This is a genomic window from Lentzea sp. NPDC060358 (assembly GCF_042725365.1).
GTDB lineage: Bacteria > Actinomycetota > Actinomycetes > Mycobacteriales > Pseudonocardiaceae > Lentzea.
In genome coordinates, this window is record NZ_JBHXCW010000075.1 from 1 (window position 1) to 24,042 (window position 24,042).

Consider the following 24,042-nt stretch of genomic DNA (forward strand, 5'->3'; position numbering starts at 1 on the left):
ACGCCGGACTGCGCTAGAAGATCAGTACTCGGACTCGTACAGGCCCTGCAGCTCGGTCAGCAGGGCCGACGAGTCGGGCAGCTGCTTGCCGTCCAGCACGGTCACCCGCGTGATCTTGCGGACGCTGGACGCGAGGAAGAGGCCCTCGGCGTCGTAGAGCTCGCCGGTCTGCAGCGGCTCCACGGAGACGGTCCACCCGGCGCGCTCGGCGGCGCGGAACAGCGCGTACTGCGTGGTGCCGGGCAGGATGCCGAGCTTCGACGGCGGGGTGACGAGCGTCTTGCCGCGCGCCACGACCACGGTCGAGGTCGGGCCCTCGAGCACCGAACCGCCGGACGTCGTGAAGATGACCTCGGCGGCGCCGCGGCGCTCGGCCTCGCGCAGCGCGGCCATGTTGATCGCGTAGGACAGCGACTTCGCTCCCAGCAGCAGCCACGGCGCGCGGTCGGCGAGGTCGGCGTCGATGCCGCGGTCGAGCGTCACGGCGGACAGGCCCTCGGCGCGCTGCTTGAGCACCTTCGCGCCGATCTCCATGCCGAGCGCGAACCCGGTGGGCGTGCCGTCACCGCCCTCGACGCCGCGGGTGCAGACGAGCTTGAGGGCGAACTCCCCGCTGCCCTCCCAGTTGCCGAGGACGAGCTCGACCGCCCGCTCGAACTCCGCGCGCGGAGGCGGCTGCATGTCGAGCATGGCGGCGGACCGGTCGAGCCGGTCGAGGTGGGGCGTCAGTTCGCGGGGCTTCCCGTCGACCACGAGGATCGTTTCGAAGACGCCGTCGCCGCGCAGGAGCCCGAGGTCGTCGACGCGGATCTGCGGCGAGTCGGGGTCAGCGAGGGTTCCGTCGAGCAGTGCCAGCACGCGCATGCGGCGAGACTACTAGCAGCAACTAACATGGCTGTCGTGGAGACCGCAAGAGGCCTGCGGAAAACGCTGCACGACCGCGGGATGAGGATGACGCCGCAGCGCCAGCTCGTGCTGGACGCGGTCAGGGCGCTGGAGCACGCCACTCCGGAGCAGATCTGCGCGCGCGTCCAGGAGACGGCGCCGACGGTCAACATCACCACGATCTACCGAACCCTGGACCTGCTCGACAAGCTCGGGCTCGTGCGCCACACCCACCTGGGTCACGGCGCGCCGAGCTACTCGGTCGACGAGCACCAGCACGTGCACCTGGTGTGCCACGTCTGCGGCGGCATCGAGGAGATCCCGTCCGAGCTGCTCGAGCCGCTCGTCGGAACATTGCGGGCCCGCGACGGGTTCGAACTGGATGCGAGCCACCTCGCGCTGTCCGGCACGTGCCGCGACTGCATCGAGCAGGAGCAGGAGTCCGAGTGAGCTTCCCCGGAGCCGTCCCCCCGCCCGACGACTCGACCGACGCCGGCGTCGCCTGGCACTACGGCGACCCGTTCGCCGAACAGCGCTCGGCCGCGCGGTCCGTCGTGGTCGTCGACCGGTCGAACCGCGGCATCATCGCGATCCCGGGGCAGGACCGGCTCACGTGGCTGCACCAGCTCACGAGCCAGCACTTCGAGCAGCTCGGCGAGGGTGCGGCCACCGAGGCGCTGATCCTCGACGCGCAGGGCCGGCTGGAGCACCACATGGTGGTCGCGAACGTCGGCGGCACCGTGTTCCTCGACGTCGAGGAGGTCGACGACCTGCTGGCGTACCTGAAGAAGATGGTCTTCTGGTCCAAGGTCGAGCCGCGCGACGCCTCCGCGGAGTTCGCGCTGCTGACGATCACCGGGCCGGAGACGCCCGCGCTGCTCGAGAAGCTCGGCATCGCGATGCCGGAGGCCGCGCAGCCGCTGGGCGAGGGCTTCGTGCGCAGGGCGTCGTGGCCGGGCCCGCACGCGGTCGACCTGCTGCTCCCGCGCGCCGAGCTGGGCGACTGGTGGCAGCGGATCACGGACGCGGGCGCGCGTCCCGCGGGCAGCTACGCGTTCGAGGCGCTGCGGGTCGAGTCGCTGAAGGCGCGCCAGGGCGTGGACACCGACGAGCGCACGATCCCGCACGAGGTCGGCCTCATCGAGAGCGCGGTGCACCTCAGCAAGGGCTGCTACCGCGGTCAGGAGACGGTCGCGAAGGTCCACAACGTGGGACGTCCACCCCGCAGGATGCTCCTACTCCACCTGGATGGTTCTGCCGACGCCCAGCCGGAGACCGGCGACCCGGTCACCCTGGACGGCCGCGCGGTGGGGCGGGTGGGCAGCGTCGCCCTGCACCACGAGCTGGGACCGATCGCGTTGGCGCTGGTCAAGCGGTCCGTACCGATCGAGTCGGAGCTGGTCGCCGGCGCCCCCGAAAGGGAGGTCCAGGCACGAATCGACCCCGACTCGGTGCCGGCGGACACGCCCGGACTGGGCCGGGAAGCTGTTCGCAACCTGAGGGGATGAGCCCCTAGAGTCGCGCCCATGTCCCAGGGCACGCTCATCACGGTCGCTCCCACCGGAGCGGAACACGCCAAAGCCGACGTCCCGCAGCTTCCGGTGACCCTGGAAGAGCTGGTCGCGACGGCGCAGAGCTGCGAGCAGGTCGGCGCGGCGATGATCCACGTCCACATCCGCGGCGAGGACACCAGGCCGTCGCTCGACCTCGGCCGGCTCAAGGCCACGGTCGCGGCGCTGCGGTCGGAGACGAACCTCGTGGTGCAGCTGTCGACGGGCGGGTCGGTGCACGACCCGGAGGACGACCGGCTGCGCGTGCTCGAGGCGATGCCGGACTCCGCGTCCTGCACGATGGGCACGGTCAACTTCGGCGACGACGTGTTCCTGAACCGCTGGGAGTTCATCGTCTCCCTGCACAAGGGCATGCAGGAACGCGGCATCGTCCCGGAGTACGAGATCTTCGACATCGGTCAGCTGGCGTCGTTGAAGCGCCTGCTCGACCAGCACGGCCTGCCCGCGGGCGGGCACGTGCACGTCGACTTCGTCATGGGTGTGCCCGGCGGGATGCCCGGCGACGCCGCGACTCTCGTCGCCGCGGTCGCCGCTCTGCCGGACGGCGCGACGTTCTCCGCCACCGGGATCGGCCGGGCCACGCTCCCGGTGATGTTCACCGCACTGGGGGCGGGTGGCCACCTCCGGGTGGGTATGGAGGACACGACCAGCTACTCGCGGGGCGTGCCGGTGCGGGACAACGCACAGCTCGTGGCACGTGCCGCGGGGCTCTCGAAGATCGCGCAGCGGCCCGCCCTGTCACCCGACGAGGCCCGCAAGCTGCTGGGCGTGCACATTTGAGACAAGTTTGGTGCATGACATGTGTTGGCGGGTGAGGAGGATCTACCGCAGGATGGACACGTGATCGAGGTGCGTCCTGGCGGGCGCCGCCGAATCGACAGGGTGCTCGCCCCCGACTACACGGAGGGCGTCGAGCAGCGCCCGCTCGTCGAGGTGCGCGAACTCCGCGACGAGGCAGCGCAGGAAGAGACCGACCTGTCCTACCTGCGGCGGCTGTTGCACGCGCGGATCGACATCGTGCGCGCGGAACAGGAGCGCCGCAGCTCCGGCGGGTCGGCGGTGGTCGACCAGCTGGCCACGATCCTCTCCACGAACGCCGTCGGTCCGGCGACGGGCCTCGGCCGGTACCAGACCCATGAGCCCTCGCGTGCCGATGCGCATCAACGGCACGTGGAAGCGCTCATCTCCGACGTGGACCTCTCCGACGTGAGCTCGTTGACCGACGACCGCCTCGGCGAGGTGCTGGAGACGTTCATCTCCGAGGAGGCCTCGGTGTCGGTGCGGCGCCGTGAGGTGCAGGTGGTGGTGGACAAGCTCAACGCCGAGATCGCGTCGCGCTACCAGCGCGGAAGCGCCTCGGTCGACGAGCTGCTGGCCGCCGAGCGCGGGCACCACCGCCGCAAGAGCTGAGCCGGTTCTGGGTCCCAGAATCTGAGACAACCGTTCCACTTTGTGAGCAGCCGACCTAGCGTGACCTCATGGGGTACCGCTGGGTCGTGTTGTTCGTCGGGGCGTTGGCCCAGGGCACGAACGCGGCCGTCTTCCTCGGCCTGCCGGCGATCAGCCCTCAGTTGCGGGACCACTTCTCCCTGACGTTGCCCCAGGTGGGGCTGCTGCTCGGTGCCGTCAACCTCGGCACGATGGTCGCTCTCGTGCCGTGGGGCGTCGTCGCGGACCGGCGCGGCGAACGGCTCGTGATGACCATCGGCGGGGTGGGCGCGGCCGCCTGCCTGGCCGGTGCCGCGTTCGGCAACGCGTGGGTGGCCGGAGCCGCCCTGCTCGGCGCGGGCCTGTTCGGGGCCAGCGTCAACGCCGCCAGCGGACGGGCCGTGATGTCGTGGTTCGGCGCGTCCCAGCGGGGGTTCGCGATCGGCGTGCGGCAGACCGCGACACCGCTCGGAGCGGCGCTGACGGCCGCGGTGCTGCCTGCCGTCGCGGCGGTGGCCGGGGTGCCGGGCGCGATGGTGGTCCTGGCCGGCGCGACCGGGCTGGTGGCGCTGGCGGTGGCGATCTGGGTGCGTGAACCGCCGGGCGCCGTGCGCGCGTCGACCGACCACGGCCTGATCCTGCGCGACCCGCGCCTGCTGCGGTTGTCGCTGGCCAGCGGACTGCTGGTGGTGCCGCAGTTCACGACGACGACGTTGCTCGTGGCGCTGCTGCACGACCACCGGGGTCTGGCGGTGGGCACGGCGGCGACGATCTTCGCCCTCTCCCAGGTCATCGGTGGCGCGGCCCGGCTCGGGGTCGGCGTGTGGTCCGACCGGGTGCGCAACCGGATCGGGCCGTTGAAGGTCCTGTCGGTGGTGACGGTCAGCGGGCTCGTGCTGATCGCGGCGCTCGACCAGGCACCGGTGTGGCTGCTGGTGGCGGTGCTCGTGCCCACGACCGCGGTCTCGGTCTGCTGGAACGGGCTCGCGGTCACCGAGGCGATGGAACTGGCGCCCGCCGGGCGGAGCGGGACCGCGCTCGCGATGCAGAACTCCGCGAACTACCTCTCCGCCGCACTGACCCCGCCGGTCGCGGCGTTCGTCGCCACGGGCGTCGGCTGGCCGGCGGCGATGCTCGTGGCGGCCGCGGCGGGCGTGACGGCCCGCGTGCTGCTTCAGCCGTGGCGTTCCCTGCGGGCGAGCTCGCCCCAGAACTCGCGCAACGTCTCGTAGCGCAGCGCGACCTCCTCGGCGTCCCCCGCCTCCAGCGCGTCGACGATGGCGTTCACGTCGACCGCGGAGGTGTCCTCCAGCAGGTCCTCGTCGGCGAGCAGCTGGACCAGGCCGCCGTAGTCGAGCTCGACGGCCGAGTGCGGGTGGAAGTGCTCGAGCCAGCGACCGGTGTCGGCGAGGATCGTCGCGGGCCCGTCCTCGCCCAGGGCGCCCTTCACGACCTTGAGCGCCCTCGCCACCCTCCGCCGGGCGTCCGCCATCGCCACGCGCCACGACACCTGGCGTTCGGGGTCGTCCTGGGCGCTCGCCAGCACCACGCGGCGCTGGGCGGGGTCGACGAGGGCGAACCACGGCAGCGGCACGGTCCAGGTCGTGGAGATCACGTGGACCGCGCCCGCGGACAGCTCCGCCATCACCGCCGAGGCGCGCGCCCTGACCGTCTCCGGGGAGAGGTCGAGCGCGGCGTCCTGCAGGATCGGCGGCGCGGAGGCCAGGAAGCCCACGAGGGCGGCGGCGGAGCGCGTCCGGAGGTCGAGGGGGCAGACGAGCGGACCCGGTCCGACCCTGGCCGCTTCGGAGGTCGGCACCTCGGCCGGACTGATCGTCATCACGCCCGAGGACTCGCCCGGGAGGAGCTTTCGGCCCAACTGTGATCGCAACCACAGCTCGCGTTCGAGGTCCCCTGCCTCCGATCGGAGGACAGGGCCGTTTTCCAGGGCTTTTTCGACCTTCGCCGCTAGCGGTGCGTCCAACACCGATAACGGTTCGTACACCCTCAGGTAGGCGACGAACGGTCTGGGCACCTGTGCATCCTTCCACGCAGGGGCGGCCGGGAGATTTGGCGGTACGTGTCACGCCTACCGCGTCGCGAGGAACCCCATCGGCACGGTACGGTAGTTACCAGGAACTAGTTGTCGAGACGAGTGGGGCCGCCGTTCCCCCGGCCGCCCCCGTCCCTGTGCGAGGGGGTCGAGCCATGGGGCGCGGCCGAGCGAAGGCCAAGCAGACGAAGGTCGCCAGGGAGCTCAAGTACAGCTCTCATGAGACCGACTTCGCTGCGCTGCAGCGCGAGCTGTCTGGTGACGAAAGGTCGCCGAACGGGAGTGGTGGTGGCGATGAGCCACGCGACGACCCGTACGACGACTACGACGACTACCGTCGCTGAATTCAGCCTTCGGAGTTCAAGGGTTGGGCGGCCGGTCACCCCGGCGCCCAGCCCTTGAACTCTGAGGGCGTTTTCAGAAAGCCCTGGCGTACTGCTTCGGCGCCCTGACCTCCACCCCCAACTGCTGTGCCGCGTGCAGCGGCCAGTACGGGTCGCGGAGCAGTTCGCGCGCGAGCAGGACCAGGTCAGCGGCTCCGTCGGTCACAACCTGTTCGGCCTGCTTCGCCTCGGTGATCAGGCCGACCGCACCCGTGGGCACGTCTGCCTTGCGTCGCACCGCTTCGGCGAGCGGCACCTGGTAGCCGGGCCCGATCGGGATGTCCGCCTGCGCGGTGTTGCCACCGCTGGACACATCGATCAGGTCCGCACCCGCGGCCTTGAGCGCCTGTGCCAGCACAACGCTGTCGTCGGCGGTCCAGCCACCCTCGACCCAGTCGCTGCCGCTGATGCGCACCAGCACGGGCACGTCGGGGCCCACTGCCGCGCGCACCGCGGCCGTGACCTCGACCGAGGGGGCGATGCGTTCTTCGATGCTGCCCTCGTTCGTGAGCGGCGAGTAGTACTCGTGGAGCAGGTAGCCGTGGGCGGCGTGGATCTCGAGCACCTCGAAACCGGCCTCGATCGCCCGCAGCGCGCCGTCGACGAACTGCTTGACGATGCCGCTGTGGCTGGTGAGCTTCTCCGGCGTGTTCAGACCGGGGAACGGCTCGGTGGTGGGCGCGACCGGCACCCAGTCGCCGACGGCCTTGCGCCCGGCGTGCGCGAGCTGGATGCCGGGGACGGCACCGTGCTCCTTGATGAACTTCGTGATCGGCTTCCAGCCCTCGACCTGCGCGTCGTTCCAGATGCCGGTGTCCTGCGGGCTGATCCGCCCCTCCGGCACGACGGCCGTCGCCTCGGCGATGACCAGGCCGGCACCGCCGACCGCGCGGGAGCCCAGGTGGACGAGGTGCCAGTTCGTCGGCACGCCGTCCTCGGCGGTGACCGAGTACTGGCACATCGGGCTGACCGCGATGCGGTTCGGCAGCGTGACCGAGCGCAGGGTCAGCGGGGAGAAGAGCTGGCTCACTTCGAGGCTCCCTTGAACCGGTTCGTAGACCTGACTAACCGGTTCAAGGGCGCTTCGGGGCGGGTTGTTCCCGGGGTGGGGCTTGTCTCAGCCCCTGGGCCTAGCTCAGGTAGCGGACCTGCTTCGCCTTGCCCTCCAGCACCTCGTCCCGGGCCAGGGCGATCTCCGGCCGGTGCGACACCTCCGGCACCCCGACCTCCCACCACGCCCCGGCCTCGGTCCACGACGACGGGTGCGTGCGGATCACGACCACGGCCGGCCGTTGCTCGCCCAACGCCGCCTCGCGCGCCTTGCGGTAGGCGTCTTCGAGGCCGGCCAGCCCGTCGACCGGGAACACCGCGCAGCCCAACGACGCGGCGTGCGCGGCGAAGTCCGTGCGCGGGGGTTCGGCGTGGGACGTGGTGCAGTCGGGGTAGAGGTTGTTGAAGCCCGCACCGCCCTGGCCCGTCTGCAGGCGGTGGATCACGGCGTAGCCGTCGTTGTCGCAGACGACCGCCACGAAGCCGTGGCCCGCGAAGGCTGCGGAGAAGAGCTCGGAGTTCAGCATCAGGTACGAGCCGTCGCCCAGCAGCGTGGTGACGACGCCCCCGGTGTGCGAGATCGCCGCTCCCCAGGCGCCGGCCAGTTCGTAGCCCATGCAGGAGAAGCCGTACTCCACGTCCATCGTGGACTCGCCGGTGGCGCGCCAGCCGCCGATCAGCTCGCCGGGCAGGCCGCCGGACGCCGTCATCACGTAGTCGGTGGGCTCGCTGACCTCGTTCACGACGCCCACCACCTGGGCGTAGGTCGGGAGGCCGTCGCCGGGCGTCCGCAATGACGTGATGTGCGCGTCCCACTTCGCGCGTTCGGCCGAGGCTCGTGCGGCCCACTCCGCGGGGGCCTGCCAGGAGCCCAGGACGTCGGTCAGTTCGCGCAGGCCCTCGTCGGCGTCGGCGACCAGGGCGAACGAGCCGTGCTTCACGGCGTCGAAGCGTGCCGCGTTCAACGACACCAGGTGCACGTCCGGGGAGAAGACGGTCCACGACGCCGTGGTGAAGTCCTGCAGGCGGGTGCCGACCGCGAACACCACGTCCGCCTCGGCCGCCAGGACGTTGGCCGAGGTCGAGCCGGTGATGCCGAGCGGGCCGGCGTGCAGCGGGTGCTCGTGCGGGACCAGGGTGCGGCCCGCGGTGGTCTCGACGACCGGGATGCCGTGCTGTTCGGCGAAGCGCAGCGCGCGGCCCGCCGCCCCGGAGTAGCGGACGCCGCCCCCCAGCACGAGCAACGGCCGCGCCGCCGCGCGCACCGCCGCCGCCGCGTCGGACAGGGCGTTCAGGTCGGGGCGCAGCCTCAGCGGGCGGTGCACGACGGGCTCGAACAGCGCGTCGGGGAAGTCGTAGGACTCCGCCTGCACGTCCTGCGGCAGCGCGAGCGTCACCGGGCCGCAGTCGGCCGGGTCGGTCAGGACGCGCGCCACCTGCGGCAACGTCGACAGCAGCTGCTCGGGGCGGGTGATGCGGTCGAAGTAGCGGCTGACCGCGCGGAACGCGTCGTTGACCGTCGCGGTCGGGTCGTGGAAGTGCTCCACCTGCTGCAACACCGGGTCGGGCGCGCGGCCGGTGAACGTGTCGCCCGGCAGCAGCAGCAACGGCAGGCGGTTGGCGTGGGCGACGCCGGCGGCCGTGACCATGTTCAGGGCGCCGGGGCCGATCGACGACGTCGCGACGCCCACCTGGCGGCGGTGCGAGGCCTTCGAGATGCCGACGGCGGCCAGCGCCATGCCCTGCTCGTTCTGGCCGCGCCACACCGGGAGGCGGTCGCGGATCTCCTCCAGCGCGGTGCCGAGGCCGAGCACGTTGCCGTGGCCGAAGATCGCGAACACGCCGGGGAACAGCGGCGCGACGGAGCCGTCGAAGAGTTCCGTCCGCTGGGCGAGCAGCCAGCGGACCAGTGCCTGCGCGGTCGTGAGCTTCACTTGACCCGCCCCTCTGCGGTCGTCACGGGGCAGCGCGGGTCCAGTTCCTGCGCGGCCCAGCTGTCGCGGACCCAGGTGTGCGCCGGGTCGTCGCAGAACGCCATGGACCGCTCCGCACCCGGACCGGCCAGGACGTTCAGGTAGTACATGGGATAGCCCGGCGCCGCGACGCACGGGCCGTGGTAGCCGCGCGGGATCAGGAACACGTCCCCGTCCCGGACGGTCACGTCCTCGTCGATCTCGCCGTCGTCGGTGTAGGTGCGGTGGAACCCGAACCCGGTGCGGGACGGCGTGACGGCGTCGCGGTCGGCGATGCGGAAGTAGTAGATCTCCTCGTTCTCCACCTCGCACGGCTCGGACGCGTCGTGCTTGTGCGGCGGGTAGGAGGACCAGTTGCCGTCCGGGGTGATCAGCTCGCACGCGTTGAGCTTGTCCGCGTGGTCCCAGACGCCCGGCACGCCGAAGTTGGTGACCTGGCGGGTCGCGTTGCCGGAGCCGCGCACCTCGACGGGAACGCCGTCGGCCGGGCCGTACTTCGGCGTCAGCCGCCTGGTGCAGCGGGCCATCGGCAGTGCGACCTCGCAGCCGTCCACAGAGGACAGCACGACCGACGCGTCGCGCGGCACGTAGGCGAAGTCCGTCACGCGGGTGAAGACCGAGTCACGGCCCCGCAGCTCGAACCGCTCGCCGTCGACCTCGACCGACAGCGACCCGGCCAGCGGCAGCACGAACGCCTCGGACTCGCCGGTCTCGACCGTCACCGACCCGCCGGCCCCGATCCGCAGCACGCGCAGGCCGGTGTAGGTCCAGCCCGCGTTCTCCGGCGTCAGCGAGATGACGTCGGAACCGGCGGAGAGCGTCCCGTGTGGACGGTGCAGGCTCATTCCGTGATCCCCTTCGCGGTGCGGAGGATCTCCGCGGCGGCAGCGACGGCGGCGGCCACGTCGCCGTCCGGCGGGTAGAGCAGCGCACGGCCGACGACCAGGCCGCGCACCGTCGGGTGCTGCAACGAGCGGCCCCACGACGCGAGGTCGTCCGCGGGGTTCGCGGACGGCACCCCGCCGAGCACCAGGGCGGGCAGCGCGGTGGTGTCCAGCACGACCTCGGGCTCGTCCGGCGCGGGCAGCTTCAGCCAGGTGTAGGCGGAGGTGGAGCCGAGACCGGCGGCCACGGCCGAGGCGCGCGACAGGGACGCGGCGTCCTTCTGCAGCACCAGCTTGTCGTTGTGATCACGCTTGTACGGCAACGGTTCGACCATCGCCATCAGGCCGTGCTCGGCCAGTTCGGTGACGGCGCGCGCGCAGCCCTCCAGCGTCGGGATCGTGCCGGGGTCGGAGTCGACCAGGCGCAGCAACATCTTGCCGCCGTCGAGCCCGAACGTCGCGATGGACGACGCGGAGTACGCGGTGAACCTGTCGTCGATCTCCCAGTCCGCGCCGGCCAGCCCGCCGCGGTTCATCGAGCCGATGACCACGCGTTCGTTCAGGCCGTCCAGCAGCAGCAGGTCCTCGATCACGTCCGGCGTGCCGAGCACGCCGTCGACCTCGGGGTTCGCCAGCGCCGTCAGCAGCCGGGCCAGCAGCTGGCGCCGGTCGGCCATCGCGAGCGGGTCGCCGCCGACGCCGAGAGCACCGCGCGCCGGGTGGTCCGCCGCGACCAGGAACAGCGTGGACTTGCCGTTCAGCAACGAGTGGCGCCGCTTGCGCGACTGGTAGGCCCGCCGGATCGAGCCGGGGTCCTCCGCGCGCCGCCACAGCAGTTCCCGCCACTGGCCGTCGGTGATCACAGCAGTTCCTCGATCTCTTCCTGGTTCGGCATGGCGTCGGCGCAGGCCAGCCGGGACGCCACGATCGCGCCGGCCGCGTTGGCGTGGCGGGCGGTCTTCACCGGGTCCCAGCCGGAGAGCAGGCCGTGCACCAGCGCCCCGCCGAACGCGTCGCCGGCCCCGAGCCCGCACACCACCTCGACGGGGTTCGGCTCGACGGTCCAGCGCCCGTCCGGCGTGGCCACGAGAACGCCCTCGGCACCCTTCTTGACCAGCGCCCACGAGATCCCGCGCTCCAGCAGCCGGTCGGCGGCCTCGTCGGGGTCGGACGTGCCGACCGCGACCTCGCACTCGGTCCGGTTGCCCACGGCGACCGTGACGTGGTCGAGCATCCAGCCGATCTCGGCGCGCGCGGTCTCGACGTCCGGCCAGAACATCGGCCGGTAGTCCAGGTCCAGCACGGTGTGCCCGGCTCGCGCACGGCTCGCCAGCATCATCCGCTGCGACGACCGGGAGGGCTCGGCCGAGACGCCGGTGCCCGTCACCCACAGCAGCGGGACGTCGCGCACGACCGACCACGGCACGTCGTCCTCGCCGATCGTCAGGTCCGGCGCGGTGGGCAGCCGGTAGAACAGCAGCGGCGGGTCGGCGGGCGGGTCGAGCTCGCAGAACACCACCGGCGTCAGCAGGTCCGGCGACGTGCCGACGTGCTCGGACGAGACGCCGAAGCCCTCCAGCGCCTCGCGGACGTACGTGCCGAAGCCGTCCGGGCCGACCTTGGTCAGCACCCCGGCGCGGCGGCCGAGCCGGGCGGCGGCGACCGCGACGTTGGTCGCGGTGCCGCCGAGCGACTTGGCGAAGGTGCTGACCCGCGCCAGCGGCACGCCGGACTGCTCGGGGTAGAGGTCGACCCCGACCCGGCCGACGGTCAGCACTTCCAGCGCCGTCACGCCTCGACACCCCGCAGCTCGTGCTCCAGCGCCTCGAGCTCGGCGCCACCGGCCATCTGCTTGGTCAGCTCGTTGATGTCGATCTCGGACTTCTCGTAGCTGCCGAGCGCGCGGCCGCGCTTGAGCAGCAGGAACCGGTTACCCACCGGGTAGGCGTGGTGCGGGTTGTGGGTGATCAGCACGACGCCGAGGCCGCGATCACGCGCCTGGGCCACGTACTTCAGCACCACTCCTGCCTGCTTCACGCCCAGCGCGGCGGTCGGTTCGTCGAGGATCAGCACCTTGGCGCCGAAGTGGACGGCGCGGGCGATGGCGACGCACTGCCGTTCACCACCGGACAGGGTGCCGACCGGCTGCTCGACGTCGCGCAGGTCGATGCCCATGTCGGACAACGCCTTCTTGGTGATCTCCTTGCCCTTCCTGCGGTCCAGGAAGCCGAACTTCGTCGTCGGTTCCGAGCCCAGGAAGAAGTTGCGCCACACCGACATGAGCGGCACGACGGCCAGGTCCTGGTACACGGTCGCGATGCCGCGGTCGAGCGCCTCGCGCGGGGAGGAGAAGCGGATCTCCTCGCCCTCGACCCGGAACGTGCCCCGGTCGTGCTGGTGGACGCCCGCCAGGATCTTGATCAGCGTCGACTTGCCGGCGCCGTTGTCGCCGAGCACGCAGGTGACCTCGCCGGCGTTGACGACGGTGGAGACGTCGCTGAGCGCGATGACGCTGCCGTAGGTCTTGCCGATGTTCTCGGTCTCGATCAGTGACGTCATCGCTTCACCCTTTCCGCCCGGCGCCGCAGCATGTTGTTGACCAGCACCGCGGCCAGCAGCATCACGCCGAGGAACAGCTGGAACCAGTCGCTGTTCCAGCCCGCGTAGACGATGCCCTGCCGGGCCATGCCGAAGATCAGCGCGCCGATCGCCGCACCGACCGCGGACCCGAAGCCGCCGGTGAGCAGGCAGCCGCCGATGACCGCCGCGATGATGTACTGGAACTCGAGGCCGATGCCCTGGTTCGCCTGCACGCTCGCGTACCGCAGGATGTTGATCGACCCGACGAGCCACGCGGCGAACGCCGTGGTCATGAACAGCAGGATCTTCGACCGCACGACCGGCACGCCGACCGCGCGCGAGCTCTGCGCGGCGCCGCCGATCGCGAAGATCCAGTTGCCGAACTTCGTGCGCATCAGCAGCGTCGACGCGATGACGGTGAACAGCACCCACCAGATGATCGACACGTAGAAGCTCGTGCCGCCGATCTGGAACGTCGAGGCGAACAGGAACCCCGCCGACTCGTAGCCGGCGGTCTCCCGCATGCCCGACACCTGCACGCTGCCGGTGACCAGGCGCGTGATGCCCAGGTTGAGGCCCTGCAACGCGAGGAAGCTGCCGAGCGTCACGATGAAGCTCGGCAGGCCCGTGCGCATCACGAGCCAGCCGTTGAGCGCGCCCACCGCCAACGCGAAGGCGAGCGACACCAGCAGCGACAGCCAGACGTTGAGTCCCAGCTGGGTGGCGAGGAGAGCCGTGACGAGCGCGGTCGACGCGGTCATGACGCCGGCGGAGAGGTCGAACTCGCCGCCGATCATGAGCAGCGCCACGGCGACCGCCATGATCCCGAGCATGGAGGCGTCGTCCAGCCAGGTGGCCGCGCCGCCCACGCTCAGGAACTGCTCGGTGACCACGGAGAAGAACAGGAACACCAGCAGTGCGCCGAGCATCGCCCCGATCTCGGGGCGCTTGATCAGCTGGTCCATCGGCTTCGGCTTGCCCAGCCGTTCGTCGGCAGCCGGTGGCGCTGTGGCCGTCACGGTCATCTCCCCGCTTCCCCTTACCTCTTGCCGTTCTTGGCGTACTCCGCGACCTTGTCCACGTTGGACTTGTCGACGAAGCCGGGACCGGTGAGGACGGGCTTGCCACCGCCGAGCGTGTTGGCGTTGTCCTTGAACAGCTTCAGCATCACGACCGGCAGGTAGCCCTGCTGGTACTGCTGCTGGTCGACGGCGAACAGCACCTCACCGGACTTGATCGAGTTGACCACGTCCGCGTTGAGGTCGAACGTCGCCACCTGCGCCTTGGAGCTCGCGCCCTTGATCGCGGCGGCCGCGTTGACCGCGACCTGCGGGTTCAGCGCCAGCACGCCGTCGACGGCCGTGTCGGACTGCAGCTTGGCCTTGATGCGGGCCTCGATGTCGGTCGGGTTGGAGATGTCGACCTGGAGGTTCTCCACCGCGCCGCCGAAACCGCTGCGGGCGCCGTCGCAGCGCTGGTTGAGGCCCGAGTTGCCGGCCTCGTGGATCACGCAGAGCAGCTTGGTCCTGCCCGCGGCCTTGAGCTTCTTGCCGGCTTCCTCGCCGGCGATCGACTCCTCCTGGCCGACGTGCGCCATGGCGCCGAACTCGGCGCTCTTCGCGCTGCCGGAGTTGATCGTGATGACCGGGATGCCGGCCTTCACCGCGTTCTCGATGGAGGTCTTCAGCGCGTCGGGGTTCGCCATCGACACGACGATGCCGCCGACCTTCTGCGACACGGCGTTGTCGATCAGCTTGGCCTGGGCGCCGGGGTCGCCGTCGGAGTTGTAGGTGACGCCGACGCCGAGCTGCTTGCCCGCGTCCTCCGCGCCGACCTTCACCACGCTCCAGAACGCGTCACCCGCCGTGCCGTGCGTGATGACCGCGACCTTGAGGTCGCCCGAGGCGGCCGGGGCGCTGTTGTTGCCCGTGTTCTGCGAGTTCGTGCCGGTGGGACCGCTGCAGGCGGCGAGTAGAGCAACACCCGCGAGCGCCACGCCCGCACGGATGACCAAGCGAGACTTCATCGTCTCCAGTCCCTTCAGAGGATCTTGCTGAGGTGCGCAAGGCTGCGCGCGGTGTCCTGAAGTGGCTTGTCCACCGGACTTCCGTGCTTGAGCTGGGTGTCCTGCTCCAGCACGAACCAACCGGTGTAGCCCGCCTCTTGAACAGACTGCACCAGCGCTTCCACGTCCACGTCGCCGTCCCCGAGCGGCACGTAGATGCCCTGTTCCACGGCATCGGTGTAGCTGAGCTCGCCGCTGCGCACCCTCGCCGCGATCTCGCCACGCACGTCCTTGAGGTGCACGTGGCCGATGCGGTCCGGGTAGCGGCGCGCCAGCTCGACCGGGTCCGTGCCACCGATGAGGAGGTGGCCGGTGTCCAGGCAGAGCTGGAGATCGGAGTCCGCGAGGAACCGCTCGACCTCCGCCTCCCGCTCGACGTGGGTGCCCACGTGCGGGTGCAGCACGGTCCTGAGACCGTGCTTCGCGGCGATCTCGCGGATCTTCGCGCAGGTGTCGACGAGCGTCCGCCACTCGTCGTCGCTGAGCTTCGGGGTCTCGTCGTAGCCGTCCAGCCCGGTGGCGGCGGCGAGCACGAGGACCTCGGCGCCGCCCGCCTTGAGGATCGCGGCGACGCGGTCGGCTTCGTCCAGGGTGGACTGGACGTCGGTGTGCAGCGGGACGGCCAGGAAACCGCCGACCAGGGTGAGGTCGTGGCTGTTCAGGAGGGTCTTGAGTTCGTCGGGGTCGGCCGGCAGGTAGTCGGGCGGGCCAAGCTCGGTGGCGGTGAGTCCGAGCTCGTGCATCTGGCTCAGCACGGTGTCCGACGGCAGGACGTCGCCCCAGCCCGGTACCTCGCACACACCCCAGGAGATCGGTGCTCCCGCGATCTTCGCCATCATTCCCCCTCGATCCGCACCGGTGCGCCACTGCGACGCGACTGCTCACACGCCGCGGCCAGGCGGAGGCTGATCAAACTCTCTCGCGCCGGCGACGGATTCGCGACCTCTCCCTTGATGACCTGCGTGAACAGGTTCATCTCGTTCACGTACGCGCGGTGGAAGCGCTCGGGGAAGCCGGGATAGGCGTCCGCGCCGGCCACGTGACCACCGGGTTCCAGCGAGTTCAGCGGGGTGCGCGGGTCGACGCCGACGACCAGCGAGTCCTTGCTGCCCATGACCTCGATCCGGTGGTCGTAGCCGACCGGGTCGTGGCGCCCACCGGCCAGCGTGGCGTGCGCGCCGCCCGCGAACTTCAGCATCACGACGGCGTTGTCCACGTCGTCGGCGTCCGCGAAGGCCTGGTGCACCAGCACCGACCCGCTCGCGTAGACCTCGACGACCGGCTCGCCGACCAGCCACGGCACGCAGTCGAGGTCGTGGATCAGCAGGTCGCGGAAGATGCCGCCGGAGCTCGGCAGGTAGGAGAAGTCCGGCGGGTTCGCGTCGTTGCCGATGGCCCTGACCAGGTAGACGTCGCCGACCTCGCCCGCGCGGATGCGGCGGTGCAGCTCGTAGATCGCCGGGTCGAACCGGCGCTGGAAGCCGACCAGCACCTCGACGCCGGAGGACTCGACGTCCGCGATCAACGCGGCCATCTCGTCGACGTCGCTCGCGATCGGCTTCTCGCACAGCGTGGGGACGCCCCGGCCGATCGCGGCGCGCAGCATCTCCGGGTGCGTGTCCGTCGGGGTCGCCAGCAGCACGCCGTCGACGTTGCCGAGCAAGGTGTCGAGGTCGTCCACGGCCTTGGTCCCGGCGAGCTCCGCCGAGGCCTGCGCGGCGCGACCGGGCACCGGGTCGAAGAGGAGCACCTCGTCGACGCGATCCAGTGCGGCGAGGTTGGTCGCATGCATGGTGCCGATCCTGCCGACACCCGCTACTCCGATCCGCATCGCAGGTTTCCCCTGTTCGTGGCTGTGATGTTTTAGAGCGCTCTATTGGTTGGAGCGCTCTAACCCTGTAACTTCGGCCACAGTGGTGTCAAGAGGGGAGGTGGGTCCGGAGTGGTCAGACCGACGATGGAAGACGTCGCTCTGCGGGCGGGGGTCTCCCGTGCACTGGTCTCACTGGTGATGCGCGGCTCACCCAAGGTGAGCGACATGCGACGCACCGCGGTGCTGAAGGCGGCCGAGGAACTGGGGTACTCGCCGCACGCCATGGCCCGGTCGCTGGCCTCGCGCACGTCCACGGTGCTCGGCGTGATGGTGTCCGACCTGCACAACGCGTTCTTCGCGGAGGTCGTGGACGGCATCGACGAGGTGGCGCGCGAGCAGGGGTTCGACATCATCATCAACACCGGCGGCCGCTCACCCGCCCGCGAACGCCGCGCCCTGGAGTCGTTGCTGTCGTTCCGCCCCGCCGGCCTGATCCTGCTGTCGCCCGTCGTGCCGGCGACGGCCATCGCCAAGGCCGCCGAACAACTTCCGGTCGTGCTGGTCGCGCGGTCGTCGCGGGTGTCCACGGTGGACACCGTGAACGACGACGGCGAGGTCGGCGCCCGGCTGGCCGTCGAGCACCTGGTGTCGCTGGGGCACAAGCGGATTGCTCACCTGGACGGCGGCGAGGGGACGCAGGCCGGACCCCGCCGGCGCGGGTACGTGGCCGCGATGGAGGCGTGCGGGCTGGTGCCGCAGGTCGTGTCCTCCGAGTACACCGACGCGGCCGGCGCACGGGCGATCCGCGGGCTGCTCGCCGACGGTGCGCTGCCCACGGCCATCCTGTCCTGCAACGACTTCAACGCCGTCGGCGCCATCTCGGCGTTGGAGGACGCCGGGTTGCGGGTGCCCGCCGACGTCTCCGTGGTGGGGTACGACAACACGTCGCTGGCCGCGTTGCGGCACGTCTCGCTGACCACGATCGACCAGCCCCGCGCCGAGTTCGGCCGGCTGGCCGCTTCCGCGCTGCTGCAACGGGTCCGCGACGACCGCACCGAGCCCGTGCGCCACCTCCTCACCCCCTCGCTCGTAGTCCGCACCACGACAGCTCCCCCAGGAGGCTCGCGTTGAGCACCATCCCCCACTGGATCGACGGCGCCCGCACCACCGGGGTGTCGTCCCGGACCTCCGACGTCTTCAACCCGGCCACCGGAGACGTCGCCGCGCAGGTCGTGCTGGCCGAACAGGCCGACGTCGACCTCGCCGTCTCGTCGTCGCTGAAGGCGGCGCAGTCGTGGTCGGAGTCGTCGCTGGCCACGCGCTCGCGGATCCTGTTCGCCTACCGCCACCTGCTGCACGAGGCGCGTGACGAACTGGCCGCGATCATCACCTCCGAGCACGGCAAGGTGCTGTCCGACGCCGCCGGCGAGGTGCAGCGCGGCCTGGGGGTCGTCGAGTTCGCGTGCGGCATCCCGCAACTGCTGAAGGGCGAGCACTCCGAGCAGGTCTCCCGCGGCGTCGACGCGTACTCGCTGCGCCAGCCGCTGGGCGTCGTCGCGGGCATCACGCCGTTCAACTTCCCGGTGATGGTGCCGATGTGGATGTTCCCGGTCGCCATCGCGTGCGGGAACACGTTCGTGCTGAAGCCCTCCGAACGCGACCCGTCCGCATCCGTGCGCCTGGCCGAGCTGTTCCAGGAGGCCGGCCTGCCCGACGGGGTGCTGAACGTCCTGCAGGGCGACGCCTTCGCCGTCAACGCACTGCTCGACCACCCCGACGTCGCCGCGGCGTCGTTCGTCGGCTCGACCCCGATCGCCCGGCACGTCTACGCGCGCGGCACGGCGGCCGGCAAGCGCGTGCAGGCCCTCGGGGGCGCCAAGAACCACATGGTGGTGCTGCCGGACGCCGACCTCGACGTGGCCGCGGACGCCGCCGTCTCCGCTGGTTACGGCTCCGCCGGCGAGCGCTGCATGGCCATCTCGGTGGTGGTGGCGGTCGGCGACGCGGGTGATGCCCTCGTGGAGAAGATCGCCTCGCGGACCCGCGCGCTGCACGCGTCGGTGCTGCCGGGAACGCACGCTGATGCGCAGATGGGCCCGTTGGTGACCGGTGTGCACCGGGATCGCGTGCGGTCCTATGTAGACGCGGGCGAGGCGGCCGGCGCCTCGTTGGTGGTCGACGGCCGCGGGTACGCGCCTGCCGGGTCGGAGGGCGGGTTCTGGCTGGCGCCGACGTTGTTCGACCACGTCACGCCGGACATGACGATCTACACGGACGAGATCTTCGGGCCGGTGCTGGTGGTCGTGCGCGTCGAGACGTTCGAGGACGCGCTGGAGCTGGTGAACGCCAACCCGTACGGCAACGGCACGGCGATCTACACCGGGGACGGGCTGGCGGCCCGCGAGTACCAGCGGCGGGTGCACGTCGGGATGGTCGGGATCAACGTGCCGATCCCAGTGCCGATGGCCTACTACTCATTCGGCGGGTGGAAGGACTCGCTGTTCGGGGACACGCACGTGCACGGGGCCGAGGGGGTGCGGTTCTACACGCGGGCGAAGGCCGTGACGGCTCGGTGGCCGCAGCAGCACGGGGTGAACCTGGGGTTCCCGACGCACGGCTGATCCGTTCGGACCAATGACCGCTCCGCCCGCTCAATGCGGCGGGGCGGTCATTGTGCATCTGGTACGAACCAATTCCACACCTGCCACCCCACTGATCAGGGACAATGAAACTAAGCGAACGATTGTCCTGCTTAAATCGCGGCAATTCACCAAATCTTGGAATATTCCGAGCACACGTCATCGATTCGACGAAACAGCTGGACACGCAGGTAGTATCCGCGTCCACCAAGTCGAACAACGCTTCTTTCTCGGCGCGCCCCTCCAGTTCGTTACCACCAGCGCGGAAAGAGCGAGTACGTCGCAGGAGGACCGAGACGATGTCGCCCACCGAGGACGGCAGTCCGTTCGCGGCAGCATGCCGCGCCATGACCCGCGCCGAGTTCGTCGGCGCGCTGAACCTGCTGCGGCTGTCCAGAGAGCTGTCGTTCCAGCAGGTGTCGACCAACGCCGGCGGGTTGGACCTGCCGAAGAGCACGGTCCACGCGATGTGCACGATCCGCTTTCCCAAGCGGGAGGCCCAGTTGAGAGCGTTCCTGACCGCGTGCGAGGTGTCCGCCGGGACGCTCGGCGGCTGGGTGGAGCAGTGGCAGCGGTTGCGGTTCGACCAGCCGCAGGACGACGGCACCGACCAGCGGAGCGCGTGACGAACCCACATCGGCACGACCGGTCGTAAAACCTGGAATAGTTGACATAAATCAGTCCGATTGGACCGCATTGGACAGGGCGCGCGACTTCGATCGCGCGCCGGAAAAACCTGGACGACGAATCAGTTGGTGGTCACCCGTATGGGTGACAGAATGGTGGTCGAGCCGCAGCACCACCGAGTCGCACAGCCACTCGATGGCCCGATTCGGCGCTTTCCGGTTTTCACCGTTCCGCATTCAGCTGATCCACCCAGGAGCTCCCATGACCCCCATCCCCTACAACGGGGCCGTCCACCCTCGCCGCCGGTGTTCCGCCTCCGGCACCGGCATCGTGCTGCTGGCACTGATCACGTTCGGCTTCGCGGCCTGGATGATCGCGCGCGACTACGAGCCGGTCGTCGCGATCGCCTCCGCGAGCGCCCTCCTGACCGTCACCACGACGCTGAGCCGAAGCCGTCCGTTCAGCGCCAGGTTCGGCCTGCTGCCGCTCACCGGGTCGACGACGGTCTGGGAGAACGAGCAGCGATGACCCACGGGGACAGCGATCCGCGCGATCGCCTGAACCGGCTCTGGTCGCGGCTGTCCGGTCCGCGGGAGGAGGCGCTCGCCGCGTACCGCGAGGTCGAGGCTCTTCTCGCGGCGGAGGTCGGTATCGCCCACGAGCCGCTGGTCACGACGTCGATGCCGGAGCTGCGGGCAGCCACCGAAGGCGAGTTCATCGCGATGCTGCGGATGATCAGCGTGCGATCCGGACTGACCGTGCGGGAGATCTCCCGCCGGGCGGGCGGTGTGCTCCCGCGCAGCCAGGTCTACTCGTTGTTCCAGCGCGGCAAGCTGCCCACGAAGCCCGGGCAGGTGCGGACCTTCGTGACGATCTGCGGACTGCGCGGACCGCAGGTGGCCCGGGTGATGGCGCTGTGGGTGGCGTTGCGCGAGCGGGCGGTCACCACCAGCGGTGCATGACGAAGGCCCCCGCCGGGAGAGCGGGGGCCTTCCGCACGTCGAAGGTCAGGCGTCGACCTTCTCGCGCTCCGGCTCCGCCTCAGCCGCGGGCGGCTTGGGCAGGAACCGCCGGATCAGCGGGAAGAACAGGATCACCAGGATCACCACGTAGACGATGACCGCCATCGGGCTGTTCACCAGCCCGGTCAGCGACCCGTCCGACAGCTGCAGCGAGCGGCGCATCTGCTGTTCCGCCGCCGGGCCGAGGATCACGCCGATGATCGCGGGCAGGACGGGCAGGCCGTAGCGGCGCATGCCGAAGCCCAGCAGGCCGATCACGAACATCAGCAGCAGGTCGAAGATGTCCGCGTTCACCGCGTAGGCGCCGACCGAGGCGAAGAACAGGATGCCCGCGTACAGGTACGGGCGCGGGATGCGCAGCAGCTTCGCCCACAGCGGGGCCAACGGCAGGTTCAGCACCAGCAGCAGGGTGAGGCCGATGAACAGCGACGCGATCAGCGCCCACACCAGGTCGGCCTCGCGCTGGAACAGCAGCGGGCCGGGCTGGATGCCGTAGGTCTGGAACGCCGCGAGCATCACTGCCGCGACCGCGGTGGTCGGCAGGCCCAGGGTCAGCATCGTCACGAGGGTGCCCGCAGCGGAGGCGGAGGCCGTGGACTCCGGGCCCGCCACGCCTTCGATGGCGCCCTTGCCGAACTCGTCCTTGTGCTTGGAGAGCCGCTTCTCCGTCACGTACGACAGGAACGTCGGGATCTCCGCGCCGCCGGCCGGGATCGCGCCGAACGGGAAGCCGATCGCCGGGCCGCGCAGCCACGGCTTCCAGGTGCGCTTCAGGTCGGCCTTCGACAGCCACGGGCGGCCGACCGGGATGGGGGTGAACGGCTTGCGGCGCAGGTGGGCGGCGACCCACAGGGCCTCGCCCACGGCGAACAGGGCGACGGCGACCACGATCACGTCGATGCCGTCGGCCAGGTGCAGCGAGCCGAACGTCAGGCGCTGCTGCCCGGTCATCTCGTCCAGGCCGACCAGGCCGATGGTCAGGCCGATGAGCAGCGACGCGAGGCCGCGGATGCGGGACGCGCCCAGGACGGACGTGACCGCGATGAACGCCAGGACCATGATCGCGAACAGGTCCGGGGCGCCGATGTCGACGGCGTGCTTCGCGACGAGCGGGGCGAGCAGGACGATCAGGATCGTGCCGATGATGCCGCCGGTGAAGTGGCCGATCGCGGCGGCGGCAAGCGCTTGCGCACCGCGGCCCTTGCGGGCCATCGGGTTGCCTTCGAACGCGGCCACGACCGCGGCACTCTCGCCCGGTGTGTTCAGCAGGATCGACGTGGTCGAGCCGCCGAACATGCCGCCGTAGTAGATGCCCGCGAACATGATGAACGCGCCGGTCGGCTCCATGCCGTAGGTGACGGGCAGCAGCAGGGCCACCGCCATGGCCGGGCCGATGCCCGGCAGGACGCCGATCGCGGTGCCGAGCAGCACGCCCACCGCGGCGAGCAGGAGGTGGGTCGGCGTCAGCGCGGTGGCGAAGCCGTCGAGCAGTTGTTCCACCTAGAACACCTCCATCAACGGGCCACCGGGGAGGGGGACGCCGAGCAGGTTGTTGAACACGACGAACGTGAAGACCGACAGGCCGGCCGCGATCAGCGGGTCGCGGACCAGGTTGCGGCTGCCGAGCGCGTAGGCCGCGCCCCAGAAGAGGATCGCGCCGGAGATCGGGAACCCGACGACGCCGATCAGCGCCGCGTTCGCGAGGAACGCGCCGCACAGCAGCAGGACCGTGCGCCAGTCGGCGGGGGCGGACAGGTCGACGTCCTCGCCGGCCTCCGCCTCGCCCTTGCCGCCGCGCAGCACGTCGCGGGCCAGCAGCACGGCGACGACCAGCAGCAGCGAGCCGACCAGGATCGGCACGGCCTTCGGGCCCACGGGACCGCGCTGGGCGAAGTCGGTGGGGATGCGCAGCGCGTCGGTCAGCACCAGCACGCCCAGCACGACGAGCAGGACGCAGATGCCCAGCTCGGAGCGTTCGCGGAGCCAGCTGCGGGGCTCCGTCTTCGTCACGGTCGTCATGCGAGCCCCAAGTCCTTCAGCACCGTTGCCACCCGCTTGTTCTCGTTGTCCAGGAACGTCTTGAACTCGTCGCCCGGCGCGAACGCGTCGGTCCAGCCGTTGCGCTGCAACGCTTCGGTCCACTGCGGCGTCTTCTGCAGCCGCGTGAACACCTCGACGAGCTTGGCGCGGTCGGTCGGCGAGATGTCCGGAGGTGCGACGATGCCGCGCCAGTTGGTGAACTCGACGTCCACACCGGACTGCCGCAGCGTCGGCGCGTCGACGCCCTGGATGCGGTCCTTGCTGGTCACCGCGAGCACGCGCAACGTGCCGGCCTGGATCTGGTCGCGGTACTCGCCGACACCGGAGACGCCGAACGCGACCTTGCCGCCGAGCACCGACGCCAGCAGCTCGCCGCCGCCGTCGAACGGGATGTAGTTGACGGTCTTGGGCGGCAGGCCCACGGCCTTGGCGATCAGCATCGGCGCCAGGTGGTCCGGGCCGCCGGGGGCCGAGCCGCCGCCGACGGTCACCGTGCCGGGGTTGGCCTTCCACGCGTCGACCAGCTGCTGCATCGACGTGTACGGCGAGTCCTTCGACACCACGACGATGTCCGGTTCCTCGATCAGCTTCGCGATCGGGGTGGTGTCGAGCAGCGAGTTCGGCGACTTGTTCGTGTAGACCGCGCCGACGACGCCCAGGCCCATCGACATGATCAGCTTGCCGTTGCCGCGCTCGCCGACCGTGCGGCCGAGCCCGACCGTGCCGCCGGCGCCGGGGAGGTTGAACACCTCGGCGTTGCGCAGCAGGTCGGCGTCCTCCATGGCCTTGGCCGCCGTTCGGGCGGTGATGTCGTACCCGCCGCCGGGCGAGTTCGGCACCAGCACGCGCAGCGACCTGACCTGGGCGCCGTCACCGCTGTCCGCACCCGGTGACACCAGCGGCGGCACCAGCAGGACGGCGAGCAACGCCGTCGCCACCGACACCCACACCTTCACCGACACTGTGATCCCCGCCTCTCGTCCGCGTGGTTGGACATGTTGCACTCGTGTAAACCTTGATGTCGCTCTT

The 24,042-nt window shown here is 70.7% G+C and carries 26 protein-coding genes; 11 read left to right on the forward strand and 15 right to left on the reverse strand.

All coding sequences use genetic code 11. The features are described from left to right. Positions 1 to 21: 21 nt before the first annotated feature. The gene (locus ACFWGZ_RS17970; RefSeq protein ID WP_382452641.1) at positions 22 to 864 is read right to left on the reverse strand and encodes an aminodeoxychorismate lyase; all 843 of its coding nucleotides are present in this window, start codon (positions 862 to 864) and stop codon (positions 22 to 24) included. Positions 865 to 945: 81 nt separating this feature from the next. Between ACFWGZ_RS17970 and ACFWGZ_RS17975 the strand changes: the two genes are divergently transcribed. The 5 genes from ACFWGZ_RS17975 to ACFWGZ_RS17995 all read left to right on the forward strand — a co-directional run bounded on the left by ACFWGZ_RS17975 (position 946) and on the right by ACFWGZ_RS17995 (position 5,116). Beyond that, positions 946 to 1,335 (forward strand): Fur family transcriptional regulator, encoded by a 390-nt coding sequence (locus ACFWGZ_RS17975; RefSeq protein WP_382452670.1) that lies wholly within the window; start codon positions 946 to 948, stop codon positions 1,333 to 1,335. Next, positions 1,332 to 2,393 carry a YgfZ/GcvT domain-containing protein gene (locus tag ACFWGZ_RS17980; protein WP_382452642.1) on the forward strand — a complete coding sequence of 354 codons (1,062 nt, stop codon included), beginning with the start codon at positions 1,332 to 1,334 and terminating at the stop codon, positions 2,391 to 2,393. Before ACFWGZ_RS17975 ends, ACFWGZ_RS17980 begins: the two co-directional genes overlap by 4 nt. A gap of 18 nt (positions 2,394 to 2,411) precedes the next feature. Further along, on the forward strand, positions 2,412 to 3,236 hold the full coding sequence (locus tag ACFWGZ_RS17985; protein WP_382452643.1) for a 3-keto-5-aminohexanoate cleavage protein: 825 nt from the start codon (positions 2,412 to 2,414) through the stop codon (positions 3,234 to 3,236). A 60-nt stretch (positions 3,237 to 3,296) separates the two neighbouring features. Then, positions 3,297 to 3,866 carry an aerial mycelium formation protein gene (locus tag ACFWGZ_RS17990; protein WP_382452644.1) on the forward strand — a complete coding sequence of 190 codons (570 nt, stop codon included), beginning with the start codon at positions 3,297 to 3,299 and terminating at the stop codon, positions 3,864 to 3,866. A gap of 68 nt (positions 3,867 to 3,934) precedes the next feature. Then, the gene (locus ACFWGZ_RS17995) at positions 3,935 to 5,116 is read left to right on the forward strand and encodes an MFS transporter (RefSeq protein ID WP_382452645.1); all 1,182 of its coding nucleotides are present in this window, start codon (positions 3,935 to 3,937) and stop codon (positions 5,114 to 5,116) included. Here ACFWGZ_RS17995 and ACFWGZ_RS18000 read toward each other — a convergent pair. Beyond that, positions 5,059 to 5,919, reverse strand: a complete 861-nt coding sequence (locus tag ACFWGZ_RS18000) for a hypothetical protein (protein WP_382452646.1) — start codon at positions 5,917 to 5,919, stop codon at positions 5,059 to 5,061. The genes ACFWGZ_RS17995 and ACFWGZ_RS18000 overlap by 58 nt on opposite strands. A gap of 173 nt (positions 5,920 to 6,092) precedes the next feature. Here ACFWGZ_RS18000 and ACFWGZ_RS18005 point away from each other — a divergent pair, with 173 nt between their 5' ends. Beyond that, complete coding sequence (locus ACFWGZ_RS18005) at positions 6,093 to 6,281, forward strand: DUF3073 domain-containing protein (RefSeq protein WP_090102339.1); 189 nt, start codon at positions 6,093 to 6,095, stop codon at positions 6,279 to 6,281. 73 nt (positions 6,282 to 6,354) lie between these two features. On the opposite strand, the gene ACFWGZ_RS18010 is transcribed toward ACFWGZ_RS18005, so the two are convergent. The 10 genes from ACFWGZ_RS18010 to ACFWGZ_RS18055 all read right to left on the reverse strand — a co-directional run bounded on the left by ACFWGZ_RS18010 (position 6,355) and on the right by ACFWGZ_RS18055 (position 16,703). After that, positions 6,355 to 7,350 (reverse strand): NADH:flavin oxidoreductase/NADH oxidase, encoded by a 996-nt coding sequence (locus ACFWGZ_RS18010; RefSeq protein ID WP_382452647.1) that lies wholly within the window; start codon positions 7,348 to 7,350, stop codon positions 6,355 to 6,357. Between the two features lie 100 nt (positions 7,351 to 7,450). Continuing rightward, complete coding sequence (gene iolD, locus ACFWGZ_RS18015; RefSeq protein WP_382452648.1) at positions 7,451 to 9,304, reverse strand: 3D-(3,5/4)-trihydroxycyclohexane-1,2-dione acylhydrolase (decyclizing); 1,854 nt, start codon at positions 9,302 to 9,304, stop codon at positions 7,451 to 7,453. Continuing rightward, positions 9,301 to 10,188, reverse strand: coding sequence for a 5-deoxy-glucuronate isomerase (iolB, locus tag ACFWGZ_RS18020; RefSeq protein ID WP_382452649.1), 888 nt, complete (start codon positions 10,186 to 10,188; stop codon positions 9,301 to 9,303). Before iolB ends, iolD begins: the two co-directional genes overlap by 4 nt. Beyond that, the gene (locus ACFWGZ_RS18025; RefSeq protein WP_382452650.1) at positions 10,185 to 11,090 is read right to left on the reverse strand and encodes an aldolase; all 906 of its coding nucleotides are present in this window, start codon (positions 11,088 to 11,090) and stop codon (positions 10,185 to 10,187) included. The genes iolB and ACFWGZ_RS18025 overlap by 4 nt, the downstream gene beginning before the upstream one ends. Continuing rightward, positions 11,087 to 12,019, reverse strand: a complete 933-nt coding sequence (gene iolC, locus ACFWGZ_RS18030; protein WP_382452651.1) for a 5-dehydro-2-deoxygluconokinase — start codon at positions 12,017 to 12,019, stop codon at positions 11,087 to 11,089. Before iolC ends, ACFWGZ_RS18025 begins: the two co-directional genes overlap by 4 nt. After that, complete coding sequence (locus ACFWGZ_RS18035; RefSeq protein WP_382452652.1) at positions 12,016 to 12,786, reverse strand: ATP-binding cassette domain-containing protein; 771 nt, start codon at positions 12,784 to 12,786, stop codon at positions 12,016 to 12,018. Before ACFWGZ_RS18035 ends, iolC begins: the two co-directional genes overlap by 4 nt. Then, entirely contained in the window at positions 12,783 to 13,772 is a 990-nt protein-coding gene (locus tag ACFWGZ_RS18040; RefSeq protein ID WP_382452671.1) for an ABC transporter permease, read from the reverse strand. Before ACFWGZ_RS18040 ends, ACFWGZ_RS18035 begins: the two co-directional genes overlap by 4 nt. Before the next feature lie 74 nt (positions 13,773 to 13,846). After that, positions 13,847 to 14,833: a sugar ABC transporter substrate-binding protein gene (locus ACFWGZ_RS18045; protein WP_382452653.1), complete on the reverse strand. Its 987-nt coding sequence runs from the start codon at positions 14,831 to 14,833 to the stop codon at positions 13,847 to 13,849. A gap of 14 nt (positions 14,834 to 14,847) precedes the next feature. Then, positions 14,848 to 15,708, reverse strand: a complete 861-nt coding sequence (locus ACFWGZ_RS18050; RefSeq protein WP_382452654.1) for a TIM barrel protein — start codon at positions 15,706 to 15,708, stop codon at positions 14,848 to 14,850. Continuing rightward, positions 15,708 to 16,703, reverse strand: coding sequence for a Gfo/Idh/MocA family oxidoreductase (locus tag ACFWGZ_RS18055; protein ID WP_382452655.1), 996 nt, complete (start codon positions 16,701 to 16,703; stop codon positions 15,708 to 15,710). The genes ACFWGZ_RS18050 and ACFWGZ_RS18055 overlap by 1 nt, the downstream gene beginning before the upstream one ends. Positions 16,704 to 16,814: 111 nt before the next feature. Between ACFWGZ_RS18055 and ACFWGZ_RS18060 the strand changes: the two genes are divergently transcribed. The 5 genes from ACFWGZ_RS18060 to ACFWGZ_RS18080 all read left to right on the forward strand — a co-directional run bounded on the left by ACFWGZ_RS18060 (position 16,815) and on the right by ACFWGZ_RS18080 (position 20,913). Continuing rightward, entirely contained in the window at positions 16,815 to 17,816 is a 1,002-nt protein-coding gene (locus tag ACFWGZ_RS18060) for a LacI family DNA-binding transcriptional regulator (protein ID WP_382452656.1), read from the forward strand. Next, entirely contained in the window at positions 17,813 to 19,306 is a 1,494-nt protein-coding gene (locus ACFWGZ_RS18065) for a CoA-acylating methylmalonate-semialdehyde dehydrogenase (protein ID WP_382452657.1), read from the forward strand. Before ACFWGZ_RS18060 ends, ACFWGZ_RS18065 begins: the two co-directional genes overlap by 4 nt. A 317-nt stretch (positions 19,307 to 19,623) precedes the next feature. Further along, positions 19,624 to 19,950 (forward strand): hypothetical protein, encoded by a 327-nt coding sequence (locus tag ACFWGZ_RS18070; protein ID WP_382452658.1) that lies wholly within the window; start codon positions 19,624 to 19,626, stop codon positions 19,948 to 19,950. A 262-nt stretch (positions 19,951 to 20,212) separates the two neighbouring features. Further along, complete coding sequence (locus ACFWGZ_RS18075) at positions 20,213 to 20,479, forward strand: hypothetical protein (protein WP_382452659.1); 267 nt, start codon at positions 20,213 to 20,215, stop codon at positions 20,477 to 20,479. Beyond that, positions 20,476 to 20,913 (forward strand): hypothetical protein, encoded by a 438-nt coding sequence (locus tag ACFWGZ_RS18080; RefSeq protein WP_382452660.1) that lies wholly within the window; start codon positions 20,476 to 20,478, stop codon positions 20,911 to 20,913. Before ACFWGZ_RS18075 ends, ACFWGZ_RS18080 begins: the two co-directional genes overlap by 4 nt. 45 nt (positions 20,914 to 20,958) lie before the next feature. On the opposite strand, the gene ACFWGZ_RS18085 is transcribed toward ACFWGZ_RS18080, so the two are convergent. Genes ACFWGZ_RS18085 through ACFWGZ_RS18095 form a run of 3 tightly spaced genes read right to left on the reverse strand, consistent with a single transcriptional unit; the run spans position 20,959 to position 23,957 of the window. Beyond that, positions 20,959 to 22,473, reverse strand: coding sequence for a tripartite tricarboxylate transporter permease (locus tag ACFWGZ_RS18085; RefSeq protein ID WP_382452661.1), 1,515 nt, complete (start codon positions 22,471 to 22,473; stop codon positions 20,959 to 20,961). Next, complete coding sequence (locus ACFWGZ_RS18090) at positions 22,474 to 22,992, reverse strand: tripartite tricarboxylate transporter TctB family protein (protein ID WP_382452662.1); 519 nt, start codon at positions 22,990 to 22,992, stop codon at positions 22,474 to 22,476. Then, positions 22,989 to 23,957 (reverse strand): Bug family tripartite tricarboxylate transporter substrate binding protein, encoded by a 969-nt coding sequence (locus ACFWGZ_RS18095; RefSeq protein WP_382452672.1) that lies wholly within the window; start codon positions 23,955 to 23,957, stop codon positions 22,989 to 22,991. The genes ACFWGZ_RS18090 and ACFWGZ_RS18095 overlap by 4 nt, the downstream gene beginning before the upstream one ends. Positions 23,958 to 24,042 lie beyond the last annotated feature (85 nt).